The sequence below is a fragment of the Cognatiyoonia sediminum genome (assembly GCF_900129845.1).
In the GTDB taxonomy this organism is placed as follows: Bacteria; Pseudomonadota; Alphaproteobacteria; order Rhodobacterales; family Rhodobacteraceae; genus Cognatiyoonia; species Cognatiyoonia sediminum.
In genome coordinates this window covers 274,596-292,626 of sequence record NZ_FQXB01000001.1, presented here as the reverse complement: position 1 = coordinate 292,626, position 18,031 = coordinate 274,596, and the positions used below count along the sequence as shown (strand labels likewise).

Sequence of the window (18,031 nt, the reverse complement as noted above, 5' to 3'; positions counted from 1 at the left end):
GTTATTCGTGACTTCTACGTGGGCGGGGCCGCGTTGGTATCTCTTTCAGCAACCCGCCGACTCCCATACCGACAATATCGCTCGCCCTGACATCTATGCCGCAAATGAGCCGCTCCAGCACCCAATCCGCGCCGTTGAGTGCCGGAGATCGAGCACAACCGGGCAAGCCAAGAACGATCTGATCTCCGATCCGCCCCAAAAAAAGCAGGTTTCCAGGATCGACAGGCATTCCAAAGTGGATCAATTCGCCCCCTGCTGCACGGACTGCCTCTGGCCCAATGTCACGCGCATCAGATGTGGCTGACGCCGTCAGAAGGCAAATGATATCTGAAGGATCAGATGTGAGTTTCCCAGCAACACGGACGATCTGATGAGGCGCAAAGTCACTTGTTTCCAGCGTTTGCCCCAAGGCCTCTAGCCTTGTCCGCAAGGCCCGCTCACCCTTGTCAGATTGCGGTTCTTCCCCGTGATAGGTTTCGATCAAAGACACGGTCTTTGGCTGTGGCAGGTGCAAACCTAAGCCGCCACTTGCATGGTCAACAGCACGCAAAACATCTTCTTTTGGCACCGCATAGGAGATGATTTTGATGGTTGCGAGAAGGCTTCCGGCATCTAGCCGGTGCAGGTCAGGAACGGTCGCGACAGTTACCATGGGATCAACCGCATTTACTGCGTTGATGACGTCAGCACTCACCGCTGCTAGCCCCGGAACATCAGCAACAACGTTAACACGACCGGTAGATGCCTTGGTCAAACGTAGGCCGGAGGTATTCCCGACAAGAGCTCCGGCCAATAGCTGTGCCGCTTCGTCTTCCCCAATGTCCCCGTCTTGGAGCCGGGCAACAACAACCGTTTCAATCCCTTGCTTGTCTAGCAGCGTCACATCGTCGGCTGTGATAACTTTGCCTTTCCCCAAATTCGAGACGCGATGCGCAAGGATACCACCTTCGGCTTCCGAGATCGGAACTTCGCCAAATTTCATTGGGCGGACCTCAAAGATTGAACGATCTCGGCAATGACGCTGACAGCAATCTCTGCGGGTGCGCGACCGCCCAAGGGTAATCCGATCGGGGCATGTAGGCGGTCGATGTCGTCAACGGTCCAACCGCTTTCTTCCAGACGAGTGACGCGCTTTGCATGGGTTCGTTTTGACCCAAGGCAGCCAATATAGAAGGCTTTAGACTTGAGCGCAGATTGAAGCGCCGGATCATCTAGTTTGGGGTCATGTGTTAGCGTCACGATCGCCGTGCGTTCATTAGGGGCCAATGCGTCGATAGCCTCGTCTGGCCATTCATGCACCAAAGTCTCATCCGGGAACCGCGCGGCAACTGCGAAGGCCTCGCGCGGATCAATGACTGTCACCGACATGCCAACCGCACGCGCCATCGGCGCCAGATGTTGCGCAATATGGACGGCCCCAACGATGAAAAGCCGGAGAGGTGGATTGTGGATCGCAACAAAAGTGCGCCCGTCCTCTTCGATACCAGAGCGATCCACTCGAAAGCGTTCAACATACTCGGAAGCATCTGACACACGGCGCGCGTTACTTTCCAAATCAACGACATAAGCCGCTGGTTTCGCGCTCAATTTGCTCGCAACCAAAGACCTGAGGACGTCTTCACCCATGGAAGCGCCGACCGCCTCCACCAGAATCCGAATGGTTCCACCACACGCGAGTCCAACTTCAAAAGCCGTGTCGTCGGACACACCGTACTCAAGAACGCGAGGCTTGCCATCGGACACTGCATCCATGGCCTCAACCATAACCGCGCCTTCAACACAGCCACCTGACACCGACCCTTCCATCGCACCGGCATCGTCCATCACCAAAAGGCTCCCGACGCCACGTGGTGCAGAGCCCCAAGTCTCAAGCACAGTTGCAATGGCAACCTTTCGACCGGCTTTGTGCCAGTCTAAAGCGAGCGCCAAAAGATCGTGGTCAGATCGTATCATTTGTTCCCAATTCCGGTGTCTCAAAAGGTTTCAAGTGCGAACCTCAGTGAAGCTCACCCTCCTTCACTTAGGAGCGGATGGCAAGGGAACCAGTCGTCACCGCAAATCATCATTTTCTTATGGAAAATAAACAAAAATGGGGCCATTGTTACGGTCGCAGCATCAATGGATCGCCAAAATTGCTTTTGTTTGTCCAGCAATGACCCATGATCTGTCTTGAGGGGAGCCCATTTTCGCCGCAAAGCGTGCCTAGGTGGGAAACTGTTGAACCGTTAACGAGTTGGGACGTTGATAATGGAAGACCATGCGCTCGAATTCGAACCCCGCTTAAAGGGGCTTTCGATCCGAGATTGGTCGAACCGTCTTCAAGAAATCGCAGATGAGTTTGGCACGGCTAAAGAACTTGGGCCCGATCACACAGCCTATTTCCTGAAGGCCGGCCCACAGCTTTTGGTGACATTTGAAAGCGTAGAGCGTATTCGCGCCTCTAAACTGTCCGCTGAACCACGCGGGATTGTCTATGCCCGGGAAGAAGGATGGTCTTGCCTGACAATTGTATCGGAACGGCAAAGTTGGTTCCGCGATCAGGTGATCTACAGCTATTTCGACGCTTTGACCGATGAGGGCTTTTTCGAAGCCTTTGAGGATGTGCTCTTTTACGGCGCACTCGCAGGAGGCTATGCCGCGGCGGCCTATAGCGTCGCAGCCCCAGGGGCTCGGGTTCTCGCCATTCAGCCACAGGCGACGCTCGATCCGCGGATCGCTGGCTTTGACACCCGTTTCAAACCCCACCGCCGTTATGACTTTACATCAAGGTACGGGTTCGCGCCGGAGATGATTGATGCCGCGATGCAGGCCTATGTGGTATTCGACCCGATGCAGAAGATCGATGGGGCGCATGCGGCGCTCTTTGCAAAACGAAATGTGGATTTATTGCAGGCTACAAGCATCGGACGCGACATCGAAACGACGTTCGACGGCCTCGGCACACATGATGACATGATGCTTTCCGCCATGGAAGGCCGGCTTACGACTTTGAAATTTGCCAAGCTTATGCGCGCCCGTCGTGCCCATGACCCTTACATTCGCCGCGTCCTGAACAGAGCCTTGAAAGCAGGTCACACGCAACTGGCTGCAAACCTGTGCGCCTATGTCCTGCGTCAAACAGATGACCCATTCTTTCGCGAACGATTGGCTGAGCTTGCCGCAGACGGGCTACGCCCAGCTCGACCAGTGATCAGCAGCGCCGCCCAATAGCCAGGGCCTCGCCTTAGTTCTTCGGCTTCCCGTCGACCGCACCTTTGATGACGTCGACAATGCGAAGACCAAAGTACCCCAAGGACGCGCCAATCACGATAGAAAACATGCTGCCTGTTCCTAGGGCCGCACAACATATGGCACCGATCAGCATGGCGATCATAAAGGCCAGCAAACGCATCTCGCCCGCTTCCACCTTGATCTGACCCTCCATGGCCTTTGCCAATGGTTCGGCCAGTGGTTTTTCCAGAAAAGGCGTTAAGAACCCAGCGCCCAAGGCAATTAGAAATCCAAACATGTCTCTCTCCGCGTGCTTTGCAGCTTAAAGATGCAAAAATTTCGGATAACGCTCAAGTGGGTCCCTGCCCCTACTGGTCACCGTAGAAAATGCAGTGTAATCGACACACATGCCTGACAGAGCCATTACAGAACTCACGATCACACGGCCAGACGACTGGCACCTGCATTTACGCGACGGTGCAATGTTAAGAGCCGTGTTGCCTGAAACGACCCGCCATTTTGAGCGAGCGATTGTGATGCCCAATTTGGTGCCACCGGTTGTGACCGCAGCTGACGCGGCCGCCTATCGAGATCGGATTATGGCGGCGCGCCCTGTCGGTAGCAATTTCACACCGCTGATGATGCTGTATCTGACCGAAGATACTGACCCCGACGATGTTGAACACGCACATGCGTCCGGCATTGCAACAGCGGTGAAGCTGTATCCGGCCGGTGCGACGACCAACTCTTCTTCGGGTGTGCGTGACTTCGACAAAGTGCGTCCAGTGCTCGACCGTATGGCAGAGATTGGGATGCCGCTTTGCGTTCATGGCGAAGTGACTGACAGCGAAATCGACATCTTCGACCGCGAAGCCGTTTTCATCGACCGCGTACTCAAACCGATCCGCAAGAAGAACCCTGATCTGCGTGTGATCATGGAGCATGTCACGACGGAAGACGCCGTAGATTATGTCCGCGACAATCGCAAGAACCTCGCGGCGACGATCACAACGCACCATTTGATCATAAACCGCAACCACGTTCTCGCCGGCGGCATCCGCCCGCATTATTACTGCTTGCCTGTTGCGAAACGCGAAAAACATCGAGTGGCACTGGTTCAAGCAGCAATTTCCGGCGACAAGCGGTTCTTCTTAGGTACAGACAGCGCGCCGCATACCGATGCAAACAAGCTCCAATCTTGTGGCTGCGCGGGGGTGTTCTCGGCGACGAACACTATGTCCTGTTTGGCGGAAGTATTTGAGGCCGCTGGCGCGCTTCCCAAATTGGAAGCCTTTGCATCGCTAAACGGGCCTGCTTTCTACGGTCTGCCTGCCAATACGGACACAATCACCCTTCGCAAGGGCGACCCCATCGCCTATCCGGATCACATCGAAACAGGTGACGGCCCTGTCACCCTGTTTGATCCCGGATTCCCGCTGCACTGGCATATCGAAACATAACCAAAAGAAAGCACATCAATGATCCCGACGTCCTTCCCCAGCAAAGAAGAAATCGCACGCCTTACCGCTGGAATGTTGATCGAAATCGGAGCCATTGATTTCAACGCGACAGAGCCGTTCACCCATGCCTCTGGCAAGCAAGCACCCACTTATGTAGATTGCCGCAAGCTGATCTCCTTCCCACGTATCCGCAGCACCCTGATGGATTTCCTTGCCGTCACGATAATGCGGGAAGCAGGTTTCGAAGCCTTCGACAACGTGGCAGGTGGCGAAACCGCGGGAATTCCCTTTGGTGCCATGATTGCAGAACGTCTTGCCTTGCCGATGACGTATGTGCGCAAAAAGCCTAAAGGGTACGGTCGCAACGCAAGGATCGAAGGCGTGATGACCGAAGGTCAGCGCGTGATCTTGGTGGAAGATTTGACAACAGACGGTGGGTCGAAGCTGTCTTTCGTTGATGCGATCCGCGAAACGGGTGCGACCTGCAATGCCACAGCGGTAATCTTTTACTACGGTATTTTCGAGGGTGTTGAAGACAATTTGGCGAAGCACGGCGTGCAGCTCCTCAGCCTCTGCACATGGTGGGATGTATTGGCCGAAGCCAAGGCCAGAAACGCATATGATCCAGAGACATTAAACGCTGTAGAAGCATATCTAAACGACCCATCAGGCTGGTCCCCAGCCTAACTTTCTTTTCCACAGATTGTTGTGACGGTTACACGATTCGGTGTGGCGCACTTACAGATATGGTAGATTTGCTCTGGCATTTCGGCTATATCTAGGGAACTTCAACCGTCCCCAAGGTTGTTCACAGCAGTTCAGGTTGGGTTGTCCACAGACATACCCAGATAGCTTTCAGAAAAGCCAAAGTGCTAAGACAGACGCGGGCAGTCGGGACAGGGAAACATGAACGAGATCACGCAATTCAACGCGACAGGTATCGAAGCCGCCGAAGGCGAAACTCTTCCTCATTCCGTTGAAGCGGAACAACAGTTGTTGGGCGCGATCCTTACCAACAACGACATTTTTGATCGCGTGGCGAGCATTGTTGGCCCGCAGCACTTCTTTGACCCTGTTCACGCGCGCATCTTTGAGACTGCCGCGAACAGGATCGCAAAAAATGCCTTAGCCTCGCCCGTTACTTTGAAGACCTTTCTGGAGGACGATGAAGGGCTGAAAGAGCTGGGCGGCCCGGCCTATCTGGCACGCCTCGCTGGTGCTGCAATCTCCGCCTTTGCCGCCCGAGACTACGCCCAAATGATCTATGATCTAGCGATCCGCCGCGAGCTGATCCAAGTCGGCCAAACCATCGCTGAAAAAGCGAGCCGCGTGGCCGTCGACAGCGAACCAAAAGAACAGATCGTAGAGGCAGAACAAGAGCTCTATCGTCTCGCTGAACAAGGCAGCTCGGATAGCGGTTTTCAAAGCTTTCTTAAAGCCGTAACTGATGCTGTTAATGTCGCAAATGCAGCCTATCAACGGGATGGCCAACTCTCTGGCGTCTCAACCGGCCTAACCGATATGGACCGCAAACTTGGCGGGCTTCATAAATCCGACCTTTTGATCCTCGCCGGTCGTCCATCGATGGGGAAAACCTCTCTTGCGACCAACATCGCCTTCAATATCGCGAAGGCCTACAAAAAAGGCATCCTTCCCGACGGTAGCGAGGGCGCCGTCGATGGCGGTGTTGTTGGGTTCTATTCACTAGAGATGAGCGCAGAGCAGCTCGCCGCCCGGATCTTGTCAGAGGCATCCGAAGTGCCCTCAGAACAGATCCGGCGCGGCGATATGACGGAAGCCGAATTCCGTCGCTTTGTGGAAGCCGCGAAAGCCTTGGAAGCCTGCCCGCTCTTCATCGATGACACGCCCGCCCTGCCCATCAGCCAATTGGCAGCCCGCGCCCGCCGATTGAAGCGCACGCATGGCTTGGATGTGTTGATGGTCGATTATCTCCAGCTGGTCCGCGGCGCTGGCCGATCCGAGAACCGGGTGAATGAAATCTCGGAAATCACGATGGGCCTCAAAGCGATTGCCAAAGAGCTCAATATCCCAGTGATCGCCCTCTCTCAGCTGTCTCGTCAAGTTGAAGCGCGGGACGATAAACGCCCGCAGCTGTCTGACCTCAGGGAATCAGGGTCAATCGAGCAGGACGCTGACGTGGTTATGTTCGTCTTCCGAGAGGAATATTACGCCGAACGCGAAAAACCCGGTGACCACGAGATGGAAAAGATGGCCGAGTGGCAAGAAAAGATGGAACGCCTGCACGGCAAAGCCGAAGTGATCATCGGCAAACAGCGTCACGGGCCTATCGGTACCGTCGAACTCAGCTTCGAAGGCCGCTTCACGCGCTTCGGCAACCTCGTCAAACCTTGGCAACAGGGCAGCGATCAAGAATTTTAACTTGACCTAGAGTTACTCCAAGTCGCTAGGCATAGGGTGGAAAGGATTACCCTATGCGAATAGACGAGGTATCTGAAAAGTCTGGACTGACCCCCGATACAATTCGGTTTTATGAAAAATCGGACATGCTTCCAGCCATCGCGCGGGATCAGCGAGGATGGCGGCAGTTTGCGCCAGATGACCTTGAATGGCTCATCGTCCTTGCACGCCTTCGCGCAACAGGGATGCCATTGAAGGCGGTCCGAGAGTTTGCCGCCTCAGCCCAAAGCGCTGAATCGGAAACCTCGACCGAACAACGAAAGCGGCTCGATCTCTTACGCTCTCATGCCGAAACTCTCTCGCAGAGACGCGCGGAGTTGGAGGCCTGCGAAGACTATCTGAATTTCAAAATTTCCACATATACATCAAAACTTGGGCTCTAAATGGTTAATTTCAAAAAAATACATGCAAAACAAGCACTTGGCGTCGGCTGTTGGGCCATCGGCGGTCCGTTTTATAGCCTCGACGGCATCGCTCGAGGCTGGGGTGAGGTCGATGACGCCGTTTCGACCAAGGCGCTTCACGCTGCGTTAGACCATGGCGTCGTCCATTTCGACACGGCTCAAGCCTATGGCGCAGGCCACTCCGAAACGGTTTTGGGGCAGGCGCTGAAAGGTCGAGATGTGGCAATCGCGACAAAGATCGGGCTTGAGATCAATGGCGAAAAGAAACTGATTACGGGACCGATGACAGACCCCGTAGAGATCAAAAGAAGCCTCGTGGGATCGTTGAGACGTCTACAACGCGATCATATTGATCTGGTTCTTTTGCATCTGAACCAATTGGAGAAAGAAAACGCTGATCCAATCTTCGATGCGTTGGACGATATGATTCAAGACGGAAAAGTCGGGTCATTTGGTTGGTCCACGGATTTCCCAGAAAACGCATCGCCGCAAGCAGATCGGCTGAACTTCACCGCGGTTGAACATGCCATGAATGTCTTCCTTCCTGCGTCCGGCATGTGTGAATTGGCGAAAGAAAACAATCTTGTCGCCTTGATCCGCTCACCTTTGGCGATGGGTGTGCTGACAGGGAAATATGACTCCACCACCCGCTTTTCGAAAGATGACATTCGCAACACCGGTGATGCGTCGAACACGTATCTGATGGACGGACGGATCACAGAGACCGCGTTGTCACAACGCGAGGCTGTTAGAGACATCCTTCAGTCGAATGGGCGCAGTATTGCGCAAGGGGCACTTGCGTGGCTCTGGGCGAGGTCAGCCAACACGATGCCGATTCCGGGAGTTCGAACAGCGGAACAAGCGACCGATCTTTGCGGTGCACTAGATGCCGGTCCCCTGACGCCAGAGCAGATGATCGAGATTGAGCAAATTTTGGAACGCCCTGAAGCTGAGGACATTCGCGAACTCTAACGCCTCTCAGTTAAGCAAGAACGAGCCGTTGTGGAGAAACACCTTCCAAGCGTTTGATATCTCTCGCGACTTCCATCTCAAGCTTCACCGTCGTCGTGTGCCACCCGATTGATCCAAGGCGCGTTGTCTCTTCTTCGGTCAATCGTTTTGCGACGAGAGACGACAAGTCCCTAAACGGTAATCCATCGGATCCAGCTTCGCGAACAACGTTCAAAATATGACCACGTAGCAGGTCAAATTTCCAAGTCGGGATGCGTGTGGTTCCAGGTTTGCCTTCTGCCGGCGTTCGACAGATCGTTTTGGGTTCGTCATTCGCCATCGCGGCCTCCTTTTAGCCAACGCACTTACCACTTAGCCATTCGCCCCTGGACGGTATCACACCTCGGGTTTGCGGCGGCGGCATTTTGCAAAACACCATAGAACTATTTGTTTCTATACCAAAACCGCCTCTTGCCGCGCCGGAAAACCCCTGTCAAAACAGCCGCCATGAGTACCGGACACCTGACCATCGATCTCGACGCGCTCGTCGCAAACTGGCGCGCTTTGGATGCCAAAACCAACTGCGAAACCGCGGCTGTGATCAAAGCAGATGGCTATGGTTTGGGATCGGGCAAAGTCGCATCTGCCCTCGCCAAGGCCGGTGCGCGAAAGTTCTTTGTCGCGGTCGCTGAAGAAGGCGCCGCTGTACGGCAGGCTTTAGGCGAAGGCCCTGAAATCAATGTGTTTTCTGGCCATATGCGTGGCGATACCGATATGATCGGTGACCTGGGCCTCACCCCGATGCTCAATTCGATCGACCAAGTGACGCGCCATCTCGAAGCCTTGCCCGGCCACGCGTTTGGCCTGCAACTCGACACCGGCATGAACCGGCTCGGCATGGAATGGGATGAATGGGCAGCCATCGCGCAGCTCGCGCTCGCCCAACGCCCGACCTTGGTGATGAGCCATCTTGCCTGTGCTGATGAACCAGATCACCCAATGAATGCCTACCAGCTTGATGTGTTTCATCAGATGACAGACGGCATCTCAACGCCTCGCTCGCTCGCCGCCACTGGCGGCATATTGCTCGGAAAAGACTACCACTTTGATCTCTGCCGCCCTGGCGTTGGACTTTACGGTGGTCTGCCATTTACCGAGGCGCGGGATGTCGTTCGTATGGACCTGCCTGTTATCCAAATCCGTAGCTTGGAAGAAGGCGAAGTCGTCGGATACGGCAATTCTTGGCAGTGCAAACGACCATCAAAAATCGCAACTGTATCAGCTGGTTATGCCGACGGAATAATCCGCGCGATGTCAGGAAAGGCCACCTTCTGGCATGAAGATACGCCTTGCCCGCTTGTTGGCCGCGTATCCATGGACCTCATCACCGTCGATGTCACGGACCTACGCGAAACGCCACAAGCGCTGACATTCCTCGGCCCGCAGCAAGGCGTCGACGATCTGGCCAATGCTGCCGGAACAATTGGCTATGAAATCTTAACATCACTCGGCGGTCGCTATTCGCGCCGTTATAAGGGCGCATGACGCGATTTTTCGCCCTGATCGGAGCGGCCAGTTTCTCGGCCCTCGCCTTTCTTGGCCGACTTTCCTTTTTTGCCTTTGACAGCCTCCGCCACATCGTCACGCCACCGTTCTATGGCCGAGCCTTCGGAACGGCCCTGATCCAAATCGGTTTTTTGTCCCTGCCCGTCGTCGGCCTAACCGCGCTCTTCACTGGCGGGGCGCTCGCCTTGCAAATCTACGCAGGCGGCGCGCGCTTCAGTGCTGAAGCTGCAGTGCCGCAGATCGTCGCCATCGGCATGGTACGTGAACTGGGGCCGGTCTTGGTCGGGCTTATGGTGGCGGCCCGCGTCACTTCCTCCATTGCCGCTGAAATCGCGACGATGAAAGTCACCGAACAAATCGACGCGCTCATCACCCTTTCGACCAATCCGATGAAATACCTTACAGCACCACGCGTTTTGGCTGCGACACTGGTGACGCCCTTCCTCGTCGCCGTTGGAGATACCATCGGCATTATGGGCGGCTACATCATCGGCACCGAACGTTTGGGGTTTGCCTCCGCCGCCTATCTGCAAAACACGGTAGATTTCCTTGAAGCAAAGGATATTGCCTCTTCTCTCGTCAAAGGCGCGGTTTTTGGATTTATCGCTGCCCTTATGGGATGTTTCTTCGGCATGAATTCAGACCGAGGTGCGATGGGCGTCGGACGCGCAACAAAATCCGCGGTGGTTGCGGCATCGGTCCTCATTCTTGCGGCCAACTTTGTCCTGACGGAGGCCTTCTTCTCCGCATGATACATTTGTCCAATGTCCATAAATCGTTCGGCTCAGCCGCAGTTCTACAAGGGGTCACGCTCGACATCGAACAAGGCCAAAGCCTTGTCCTGATTGGAGCCTCCGGCAGCGGCAAATCGGTTCTCCTTAAGTGCATCCTTGGGCTAGAGACCCCTGACAGCGGAACGATCACCGTCGATGGCAAACCCGCCAATCCTCCGCAATTCTTGGATCGTTTCGGCATGTTGTTTCAGGGCGCTGCCCTTTTCGACAGCCTTCCGGTTTGGGAAAACGTCGCGTTTCGCGCCCTCCAAACAGGCCAAGAACGCCCGATGGCAAAGAAACGAGCCATCGAAAAACTCGACCGCGTCGGCCTTAGCGCTAAAGTCGCAGATCAATTTCCCTCCGACCTCTCCGGCGGCATGAGAAAACGCGCCGGTCTCGCCCGCGCGATCTTTTCCGATCCTGACATCATCTTCTTTGATGAACCGACGACGGGCCTCGATCCAATCCGTGCGAACACGATTAACACGCTGATCCGCGGGGTTGTGGATGAGATCGGAGCCACGACTCTGACGATCACCCACGACCTCACGTCGGTCGACGCCATTGCGGACAAAGTGGCCATGCTGAAAGACGGCAAAATAATCTGGCAAGGGGTGCCAGATGAATTGCGCGCCTCCTCAAACCCGGACGTAGACGCTTTCGTTACTGGCCGCGCTGCCCCTTGACGGGGACCTCCGCGATACACAGGTTCATCGAGCACGCGTAAAGGACACCCATGCAACTTTTCCTCCGCATCGCAAACCTCAGCTTACTGGTTCTGTTCCCAATCGCTTGGTTTGCGCCTTTGTTGCGGGCGGGTCTGCTACCGCTTTTTGGTCTCTCCGAAATTAGCGTCATTTCAGGCATGCAAAGCCTATGGGAAACCGACGTCATCCTTGCGCTTTTGGTGTCATTTCTGGCGATCTTCGCACCCTACCTCAAAACAATCGGCCTCGCCTTAGTGCAGTTTAACCTGCTGAAAGACGCGACATTGCCGGTGCTGACGTGGATCGGAAAACTCGCCATGGCCGACATCTTCTTGATCGCGCTTTACATCGTCGTCGTGAAAGGCATCGGTATTGGCCAAGTCGAAACCGCTTGGGGCCTCTATCTCTTCACCGCCTGCATCCTCTCCTCAATCATCATCTCTGGTCTGACGAAATCCAGCGAAGCCACACCCTCATCGTCTTTTGAGCCATAAATACCTCCGCCGGAGGCATCCGCCTCTCACAACCCAGAGCTAGTTTTTCCAATTTGGGCATGTCTGTTCCGTTGCACAGCCCCACCCGATCAGGCACAACCGCTTCATGGCAAAAAATATATCTTATTCCTGTAGCGCCTGCGGAGCAGTCACCACCAAATGGTCCGGACGCTGCGAAAGCTGTGGTGAATGGAATACGATCCACGAAGACAAAGCGATCTCCTCTGGCCCAAAAAAGAAGACACTCGGCGGGCATCGCGGCAAAACCATCAACCTCACAGACCTTGCTACCGAAGAAAAAGAGCCCCCGCGTACCCATGCCGGTGTCGGCGAACTCGACCGCGTTCTTGGGGGTGGTTTGGTCAAGGCATCTGCCCTTTTGGTCGGCGGAGATCCAGGCATTGGGAAATCCACACTGCTCCTGCAAGCCGCTGCAAGATTTGCCCGCAACGGATTGAAAGTCATCTACATTTCTGGAGAGGAATCCTCGGCCCAAGTGCAAATGCGCGCCCGTCGTCTTGGCCTCACAGAAAGCCCCGTTCAGCTTGCCTCTGAGACGAACTTGCGCGACATCCTCACGACGCTGGAGACCGAAAAGCCTGATCTCGCAATCATCGATTCCATTCAAACCATGTGGGCCGACAACGTGGAAAGCGCCCCCGGTAGCGTCAGCCAAGTCCGCGCGTCTGCTCATGAGCTCACCAATTTCGCCAAACGTCACGGCATCGCAGTCATCATGGTCGGCCACGTCACCAAAGAAGGGGCCATCGCCGGACCGCGCGTGGTCGAACACATGGTCGATACAGTCCTCTATTTCGAAGGCGAACGTGGTCACCAATTCCGCATTCTTCGTGCCGTCAAAAACCGGTTTGGCCCTGCAGATGAGATTGGCGTCTTTGAGATGACCGGCAAAGGCTTGGCAGAGGTTAAGAATCCCTCTGCCCTGTTCCTATCTGATCGGGGCGATCCTGCTCCGGGTTCCGTCGTCTTTGCTGGGATCGAAGGCAGCCGCCCCATGCTGTGTGAGATCCAAGCGCTTGTGGCCCCTTCGCCACACAGCCAACCGCGCCGGTCTGTTGTGGGATGGGACGGCGGAAGGCTCGCTATGATCCTTGCTGTTCTCGAATCTCGATGCGGTGTTCCTTTCGCGGGACTAGACGTTTATCTCAATGTTGCTGGGGGTTTGCGCATTTCAGAGCCCGCGGCAGATCTTGCAATTGCGGCCTCGCTGATCTCTGCCAGAGAAGACGCAGCACTGCCAAAAGATACGGTCATTTTCGGTGAAATCTCGCTCTCAGGCGCGCTCAGACCCGTCGCTCAAACCGAAAATAGATTGAAAGAGGCCGAAAAACTTGGTTTTACGTCCGCAATTTCGTCGCATTCGCATAAGAAACACGCGACGTCCGGCATAAATCTGCGTCAAATGACCGATTTGGCCGGGTTCGTAGAAGAGGTTTTCGGCGCCCGCTAGGCCGCCTGCAGGAGTTAGACCATGGAAGGGTTCACCATTGTCGACGGCGTCGTCGCCGCGATCATCGTTATCTCAGCTTTGCTGGCCTATAGCCGTGGGTTTGTCCGCGAAGCGATGGCAATTGCAGGCTGGATCGGTGCGACCATCCTGGCCTTCATCTTCGCAGATCAGGTTGAGCCACTCGTTCGTCAAATCCCAATTTTGGGCGATTTCATAGGCGACAGCTGCGAACTTTCTATCATTGCTGCCTTCGCACTCGTCTTCGCGGTCTCTCTTGTCGTGGTGTCTATCTTCACCCCGCTCTTTTCCACTCTGGTACAGCGGTCTGCACTCGGCGGGCTGGATCAAGGTGCCGGTTTCCTTTTCGGTGTTTTGCGAGGCATTCTCTTGGTTGCTGTTGCTTTCTTCGTCTATGAAACGGTCTTGGCGACGCAGGATATTGCGATGATCGAAGACAGCCGCTCCGCAAAGGTCTTCGCCCGTCTCACCGGCCAGGTTGAAGGACAAGATCCCGAAGCAGCACTCAGCTGGATCACCACTCAGTACGAACAGCTTGTTGGTGCCTGCGGAGCCCCTGCACCCGAATAACAATCGGCCCACCCGCCACAAAGCTGACACATTTCGAACCAAAAGGTGCCACTGGTCCATAGTACGCGTGCGCTATCTAGTTATTAACGGACCTCCCATGCGTATTTTTTCCGTCCTACTCACAGCATTCTTTTTGTCATTCGCGACGTCGGCGTCAGCGATAACCGTGCTCTACGACTTCGAGCAGAACCTTTCAGACAACCAAACCTCGGTCGATTACATTGAAAATGGCGTCACGCTGACAGTCTCGTCGACCGGTGGCCAAGTTCATCGCGCAGGAAACGGTATCGGCGTTCGAGGAAACCCTGAGGGCGCGCGCATCGGGTTGGGTGAGCAGTTGACCTTCACGTTCGACGGCTATCGCATCGACAGCTTCACGGCCACAATTTGGGAACGCGGCTCGGAAGACGAACAGTTTATTTTTGGTTCTGACGGCCTACTAACTGCGTTTGGCGGCACTAATGGTGTGTCATTGCAAACTTTCACGGCATCGCTCCTAAACGGTGCGAGCAGTTTCACCATTCAAGGGGTGGTACCTAACGGCCCTGGAAATCGCGGAATCAAGATTTCAAACATCCAAGTCGAACTCAGCGAAATCCCCCTTCCAGCTTCAAGTGGGCTGCTTCTTGCCGCCATCATGGGCTTAGGTTTCTACAAGCGTCGCAAACCCTAAGAAAAAGTCTCGTTTGATACCATTTGAACGGCGTTCCAAAAGGGCGCCGCTTTGTTTTTGCAACAATGCCCGTTCCACGATGCCCTTTCGCATGACATCCCCGATCTGAGCGGCTAAAGAGTTACCTATCTGTTTCATAGGATTCGGAGCTGCCCCTTGTCCTCCCAAATGCCGCCCGCCCACCCTTTTGACGACGATAAGTTAAAGGAGGAATGCGGTGTATTTGGCGTCATCGGTGTTTCAGACGCTTCCAACTTCATCGCACTTGGCCTTCACGCGCTGCAACATCGTGGGCAAGAGGCTGGCGGGATCGTCACTCATGATCCTGAGACCGGCTTTAACCAAATGCGCCGTTTTGGCTTGGTACGGGATAACTTCACATCCGCTGACACTATGGCAAAAATCCCAGGTGGCATCGGTATCGGCCATGTCCGCTACTCCACCGCTGGGTCCAAAGGCCAGACGGCAATTCGAGACGTGCAGCCGTTCTTTGGCGAATTCTCCATGGGGGGCGCTGCCATCGCCCACAATGGCAACATCACCAACGCGCTATCGCTGCGCCGCGAATTGATCGAACGTGGTTCCATCTTCCAAAGCACATCTGACAGCGAATGTATCATCCACTTGATGGCGCGTTCGATGGGCCGCAACATCCCTGACCGTATGGAAGAAGCGCTGCGCAAGGTCGAAGGAGCCTTCTCCGTCGTCGCAATGACTCGCACAAAGCTGATCGGCTGCCGCGATCCTTTGGGCGTGCGCCCATTGGTTTTGGGAAAAGTTGGCGACGGATGGGTGCTCGCTTCGGAAACCTGCGCCTTGGATATCATCGGCGCTGACTTTGTCCGCGAAATCGAACCGGGCGAAATGGTTGTCATCAATGGATCTGGCGTCCAAAGCCACTTCCCATTCCGCCCAGCCGCCTCTCGGTTCTGTATCTTCGAACATGTCTATTTCAGCCGCCCCGATAGCCAATTGGGCGGTCGGTCTGTCTATGAAACGCGTGAAAACATCGGCCGCGAACTGGCGAAAGAAAATCCAGTCGACGCCGATCTCGTCTGCCCCGTTCCAGACAGCGGCACACCCGCGGCCATCGGCTACAGCCTCGAAAGCGGTATTCCCTACGCCATGGGCATTATCCGCAACAACTACATGGGCCGTACCTTCATCGAACCAACCGAGCAGATCCGCAACATGGGCGTGCGTCTTAAACTCAACGTTAATCGCGCATTGATCAAAGGCAAGCGCGTGATCCTTGTCGACGACAGCGTTGTCCGCGGGACCACTAGCCGCAAAATCAAGGAAATGATCCTTGATGCAGGCGCCGCCGAAGTGCATTTCCGCATTGCATCCCCCCCGACAGCTTGGCCATGCTTTTACGGGGTCGACACACCACAACGCGAAAAACTCCTCGCCGCCACCATGTCCGAAGAAGAAATGCGCGACCATCTCGGTGTGGATTCTCTTAGATTCATCTCACTCGATGGCCTCTACCGCGCCGTGGGGGAGGCCAATGGTCGCGATTCGAGCTGTCCCGCCTATTGCGACGCCTGTTTCTCCGGCGAATACCCGGTCGCGCCATCGGATATGATCGAAGACGGCTTTCAGATGAAAACCGCCGCCGAATAGCGCGCTTGACGCCAGCGGCGCAGCGGTCCAAAGACCGCCCATGACAAAAATTGCCCTCATCACTGGCGCATCCCGTGGCCTCGGTGCCGCTCTGGCCAAAGAACTTGCCACAACACATCACGTTATCGCCGTGGCGAAAACGACCGGCGCGCTGGAAGAGCTCGACGACGCAATCCAAACCGCCGGAGGCCAAGCAACGCTGGCCCCCATGAACATCACCATCGATTCCGCCATGCAACAACTCTGCCGGTCAATCTTCGATCGTTGGGGGAAACTTGATCTCTGGCTCCATACTGCAATCCACGCGGCCCCGCTCACACCAGCCAATCACATCGGGGAGAAAGACTTCTCCAAGTCAGTCGACATCAACATCACCGCAACCTCTCGCCTGATCAAATATGTCGCCCCCTTGCTCGGGACCAATGGCCGAGCCGTCTTTTTCGACGATCCCCAAGCAGGCAACAGCTTTTTCGGCAGCTATGGCGCGACAAAGGCCGCCCAAATCGCCCTCGCCCGCAGTTGGCAAAGCGAAACACGCAACACCGGGCCAAAAGTGTCCATCGTGACCCCAAACCCGATGCCGACAGCAACCCGCGCTCGCTTCTTCCCGGGAGAAGACCGCACGCCTCTCTTTGCACCCGAAGCCGAAGCAAAACGCCTTCTGTCGTCTTTTGAGTAAAAATACTTCCGCCGGAGGCACCGTCCGGCCGGATGGCCGGACCAAAGTCGCGCGCGGCGCAGCCGCACAATTTGACACGCTCTGAGTCCACAACGCCACAGCGCATAGAAGTTACGCCACACGGTCTTGCCGCCCCTTCACGCGCCCTCTACCACAAAGTCACAACCGCAAAGGGCAAGCACATGCGTATCTTGATCACCAACGACGACGGCATCGATGCACCGGGCCTTAAAACCCTAGAAGCCATCGCCAAAACCGTTGCTGGCGAAACTGGTGAGGTTTGGACCGTTGCACCCGCCTTCGAACAATCAGGCGTTGGCCACTGCATCAACTACACGCGCCCTACCATGACGGCCCAATACGGCACGCACCGTTTCGCCGTTGAAGGGTCGCCCGCTGATTGTGTCCTCGCGGGCATCCATCACATGATGAAAGACGCGCCGCCCGATCTTATCCTGTCAGGTGTGAACAGAGGTAACAACGCAGGTGAGAACACGCTCTACTCCGGCACGGTTGGCGCCTGCATCGAAGCCGCCTTGCAAGGATACAAATCGATCGCCCTGTCCCAGTACTATGGCTCAGACAACCGGGATCTTGATGATCCTTTCGAAGCCGCAGCAACGCATGGTGCCGAACTGGTTCAGCAACTCCTCGACAACGGCGGATGGGATGGTGCGGACTATAAGCTCTTTTTCAACGTGAATTTCCCGCCAACCTCGGCCGACACTGTAAAAGGCATCAGAGCCGTCTCTCAAGGGTTCCGACAGGACGTGACATTCGGTGTGACCTCTCAAACCTCACCCTCTGGCCGCAACTACCTCTGGGTCAAGGGCGGACCTCAAAACCAGCCGACCCTACCCGGAACAGATGTCCACGCCAATTTGAATGGCTATATTTCGGTCACTCCGATGCGTGCTGACCTCACAGACTACAGCCGCCTCGCGACCTTACAGGACATCTTCAGGTGACATTCGACGCCGAAACAAA

General features: G+C 55.4%; 20 protein-coding genes. 16 read left to right on the top strand and 4 right to left on the bottom strand.

The features are described 5' to 3' along the window. Position 1: 1 nt before the first annotated feature. Both BUA85_RS01480 and BUA85_RS01475 read right to left on the bottom strand, forming a co-directional pair. On the bottom strand, positions 2 to 982 hold the full coding sequence (locus BUA85_RS01480; protein WP_072898735.1) for a molybdopterin-binding protein: 981 nt from the start codon (positions 980 to 982) through the stop codon (positions 2 to 4). Then, entirely contained in the window at positions 979 to 1,953 is a 975-nt protein-coding gene (locus BUA85_RS01475; RefSeq protein WP_072898733.1) for an XdhC family protein, read from the bottom strand. The genes BUA85_RS01480 and BUA85_RS01475 overlap by 4 nt, the downstream gene beginning before the upstream one ends. A 294-nt stretch (positions 1,954 to 2,247) precedes the next feature. Here BUA85_RS01475 and BUA85_RS01470 point away from each other — a divergent pair, with 294 nt between their 5' ends. Beyond that, a complete protein-coding gene (locus BUA85_RS01470) occupies positions 2,248 to 3,210 on the top strand; it encodes a hypothetical protein (RefSeq protein WP_072898731.1) in 963 nt (320 codons plus the stop codon). 13 nt (positions 3,211 to 3,223) lie between these two features. Here the strand turns inward: BUA85_RS01470 and BUA85_RS01465 are convergent, their stop codons facing one another. Then, a complete protein-coding gene (locus BUA85_RS01465; protein ID WP_072898729.1) occupies positions 3,224 to 3,508 on the bottom strand; it encodes a hypothetical protein in 285 nt (94 codons plus the stop codon). Between the two features lie 109 nt (positions 3,509 to 3,617). Here BUA85_RS01465 and pyrC point away from each other — a divergent pair, with 109 nt between their 5' ends. The 5 genes from pyrC to BUA85_RS01445 all read left to right on the top strand — a co-directional run bounded on the left by pyrC (position 3,618) and on the right by BUA85_RS01445 (position 8,485). Continuing rightward, on the top strand, positions 3,618 to 4,670 hold the full coding sequence (gene pyrC, locus BUA85_RS01460; protein ID WP_072898727.1) for a dihydroorotase: 1,053 nt from the start codon (positions 3,618 to 3,620) through the stop codon (positions 4,668 to 4,670). 18 nt (positions 4,671 to 4,688) lie between these two features. Next, a complete protein-coding gene (locus BUA85_RS01455) occupies positions 4,689 to 5,357 on the top strand; it encodes an orotate phosphoribosyltransferase (protein WP_072898725.1) in 669 nt (222 codons plus the stop codon). A gap of 219 nt (positions 5,358 to 5,576) precedes the next feature. After that, positions 5,577 to 7,070, top strand: coding sequence for a replicative DNA helicase (locus BUA85_RS01450; RefSeq protein ID WP_072898723.1), 1,494 nt, complete (start codon positions 5,577 to 5,579; stop codon positions 7,068 to 7,070). A 53-nt stretch (positions 7,071 to 7,123) separates the two neighbouring features. Next, the gene (locus tag BUA85_RS16485) at positions 7,124 to 7,492 is read left to right on the top strand and encodes a MerR family transcriptional regulator (protein ID WP_083526155.1); all 369 of its coding nucleotides are present in this window, start codon (positions 7,124 to 7,126) and stop codon (positions 7,490 to 7,492) included. Next, on the top strand, positions 7,493 to 8,485 hold the full coding sequence (locus BUA85_RS01445; protein WP_083526154.1) for an aldo/keto reductase: 993 nt from the start codon (positions 7,493 to 7,495) through the stop codon (positions 8,483 to 8,485). Positions 8,486 to 8,495: 10 nt separating this feature from the next. On the opposite strand, the gene BUA85_RS01440 is transcribed toward BUA85_RS01445, so the two are convergent. Beyond that, on the bottom strand, positions 8,496 to 8,804 hold the full coding sequence (locus BUA85_RS01440; RefSeq protein ID WP_072898722.1) for a DUF6958 family protein: 309 nt from the start codon (positions 8,802 to 8,804) through the stop codon (positions 8,496 to 8,498). A gap of 167 nt (positions 8,805 to 8,971) precedes the next feature. Here BUA85_RS01440 and alr point away from each other — a divergent pair, with 167 nt between their 5' ends. The 10 genes from alr to surE all read left to right on the top strand — a co-directional run bounded on the left by alr (position 8,972) and on the right by surE (position 18,012). After that, a complete protein-coding gene (gene alr, locus BUA85_RS01435) occupies positions 8,972 to 10,009 on the top strand; it encodes an alanine racemase (protein ID WP_072900356.1) in 1,038 nt (345 codons plus the stop codon). Continuing rightward, a complete protein-coding gene (locus tag BUA85_RS01430; RefSeq protein ID WP_072898720.1) occupies positions 10,006 to 10,782 on the top strand; it encodes an MlaE family ABC transporter permease in 777 nt (258 codons plus the stop codon). The genes alr and BUA85_RS01430 overlap by 4 nt, the downstream gene beginning before the upstream one ends. Beyond that, positions 10,779 to 11,492: an ABC transporter ATP-binding protein gene (locus tag BUA85_RS01425; RefSeq protein WP_072898718.1), complete on the top strand. Its 714-nt coding sequence runs from the start codon at positions 10,779 to 10,781 to the stop codon at positions 11,490 to 11,492. The genes BUA85_RS01430 and BUA85_RS01425 overlap by 4 nt, the downstream gene beginning before the upstream one ends. A gap of 50 nt (positions 11,493 to 11,542) precedes the next feature. Continuing rightward, positions 11,543 to 12,007 (top strand): paraquat-inducible protein A, encoded by a 465-nt coding sequence (locus tag BUA85_RS01420; RefSeq protein WP_072898716.1) that lies wholly within the window; start codon positions 11,543 to 11,545, stop codon positions 12,005 to 12,007. A 106-nt stretch (positions 12,008 to 12,113) separates the two neighbouring features. Then, positions 12,114 to 13,478, top strand: coding sequence for a DNA repair protein RadA (radA, locus tag BUA85_RS01415; protein ID WP_072898714.1), 1,365 nt, complete (start codon positions 12,114 to 12,116; stop codon positions 13,476 to 13,478). A gap of 21 nt (positions 13,479 to 13,499) precedes the next feature. Next, the gene (locus BUA85_RS01410) at positions 13,500 to 14,066 is read left to right on the top strand and encodes a CvpA family protein (RefSeq protein ID WP_072898713.1); all 567 of its coding nucleotides are present in this window, start codon (positions 13,500 to 13,502) and stop codon (positions 14,064 to 14,066) included. 97 nt (positions 14,067 to 14,163) lie between these two features. Continuing rightward, on the top strand, positions 14,164 to 14,739 hold the full coding sequence (locus BUA85_RS01405) for a VPLPA-CTERM sorting domain-containing protein (RefSeq protein ID WP_072898712.1): 576 nt from the start codon (positions 14,164 to 14,166) through the stop codon (positions 14,737 to 14,739). A gap of 168 nt (positions 14,740 to 14,907) precedes the next feature. Continuing rightward, complete coding sequence (gene purF, locus BUA85_RS01400) at positions 14,908 to 16,365, top strand: amidophosphoribosyltransferase (protein ID WP_110559043.1); 1,458 nt, start codon at positions 14,908 to 14,910, stop codon at positions 16,363 to 16,365. Between the two features lie 40 nt (positions 16,366 to 16,405). Then, positions 16,406 to 17,044, top strand: coding sequence for an SDR family NAD(P)-dependent oxidoreductase (locus tag BUA85_RS01395; RefSeq protein WP_072898710.1), 639 nt, complete (start codon positions 16,406 to 16,408; stop codon positions 17,042 to 17,044). Between the two features lie 182 nt (positions 17,045 to 17,226). Beyond that, positions 17,227 to 18,012 carry a 5'/3'-nucleotidase SurE gene (gene surE / locus BUA85_RS01390; RefSeq protein ID WP_072900355.1) on the top strand — a complete coding sequence of 262 codons (786 nt, stop codon included), beginning with the start codon at positions 17,227 to 17,229 and terminating at the stop codon, positions 18,010 to 18,012. Positions 18,013 to 18,031: the final 19 nt, after the last annotated feature.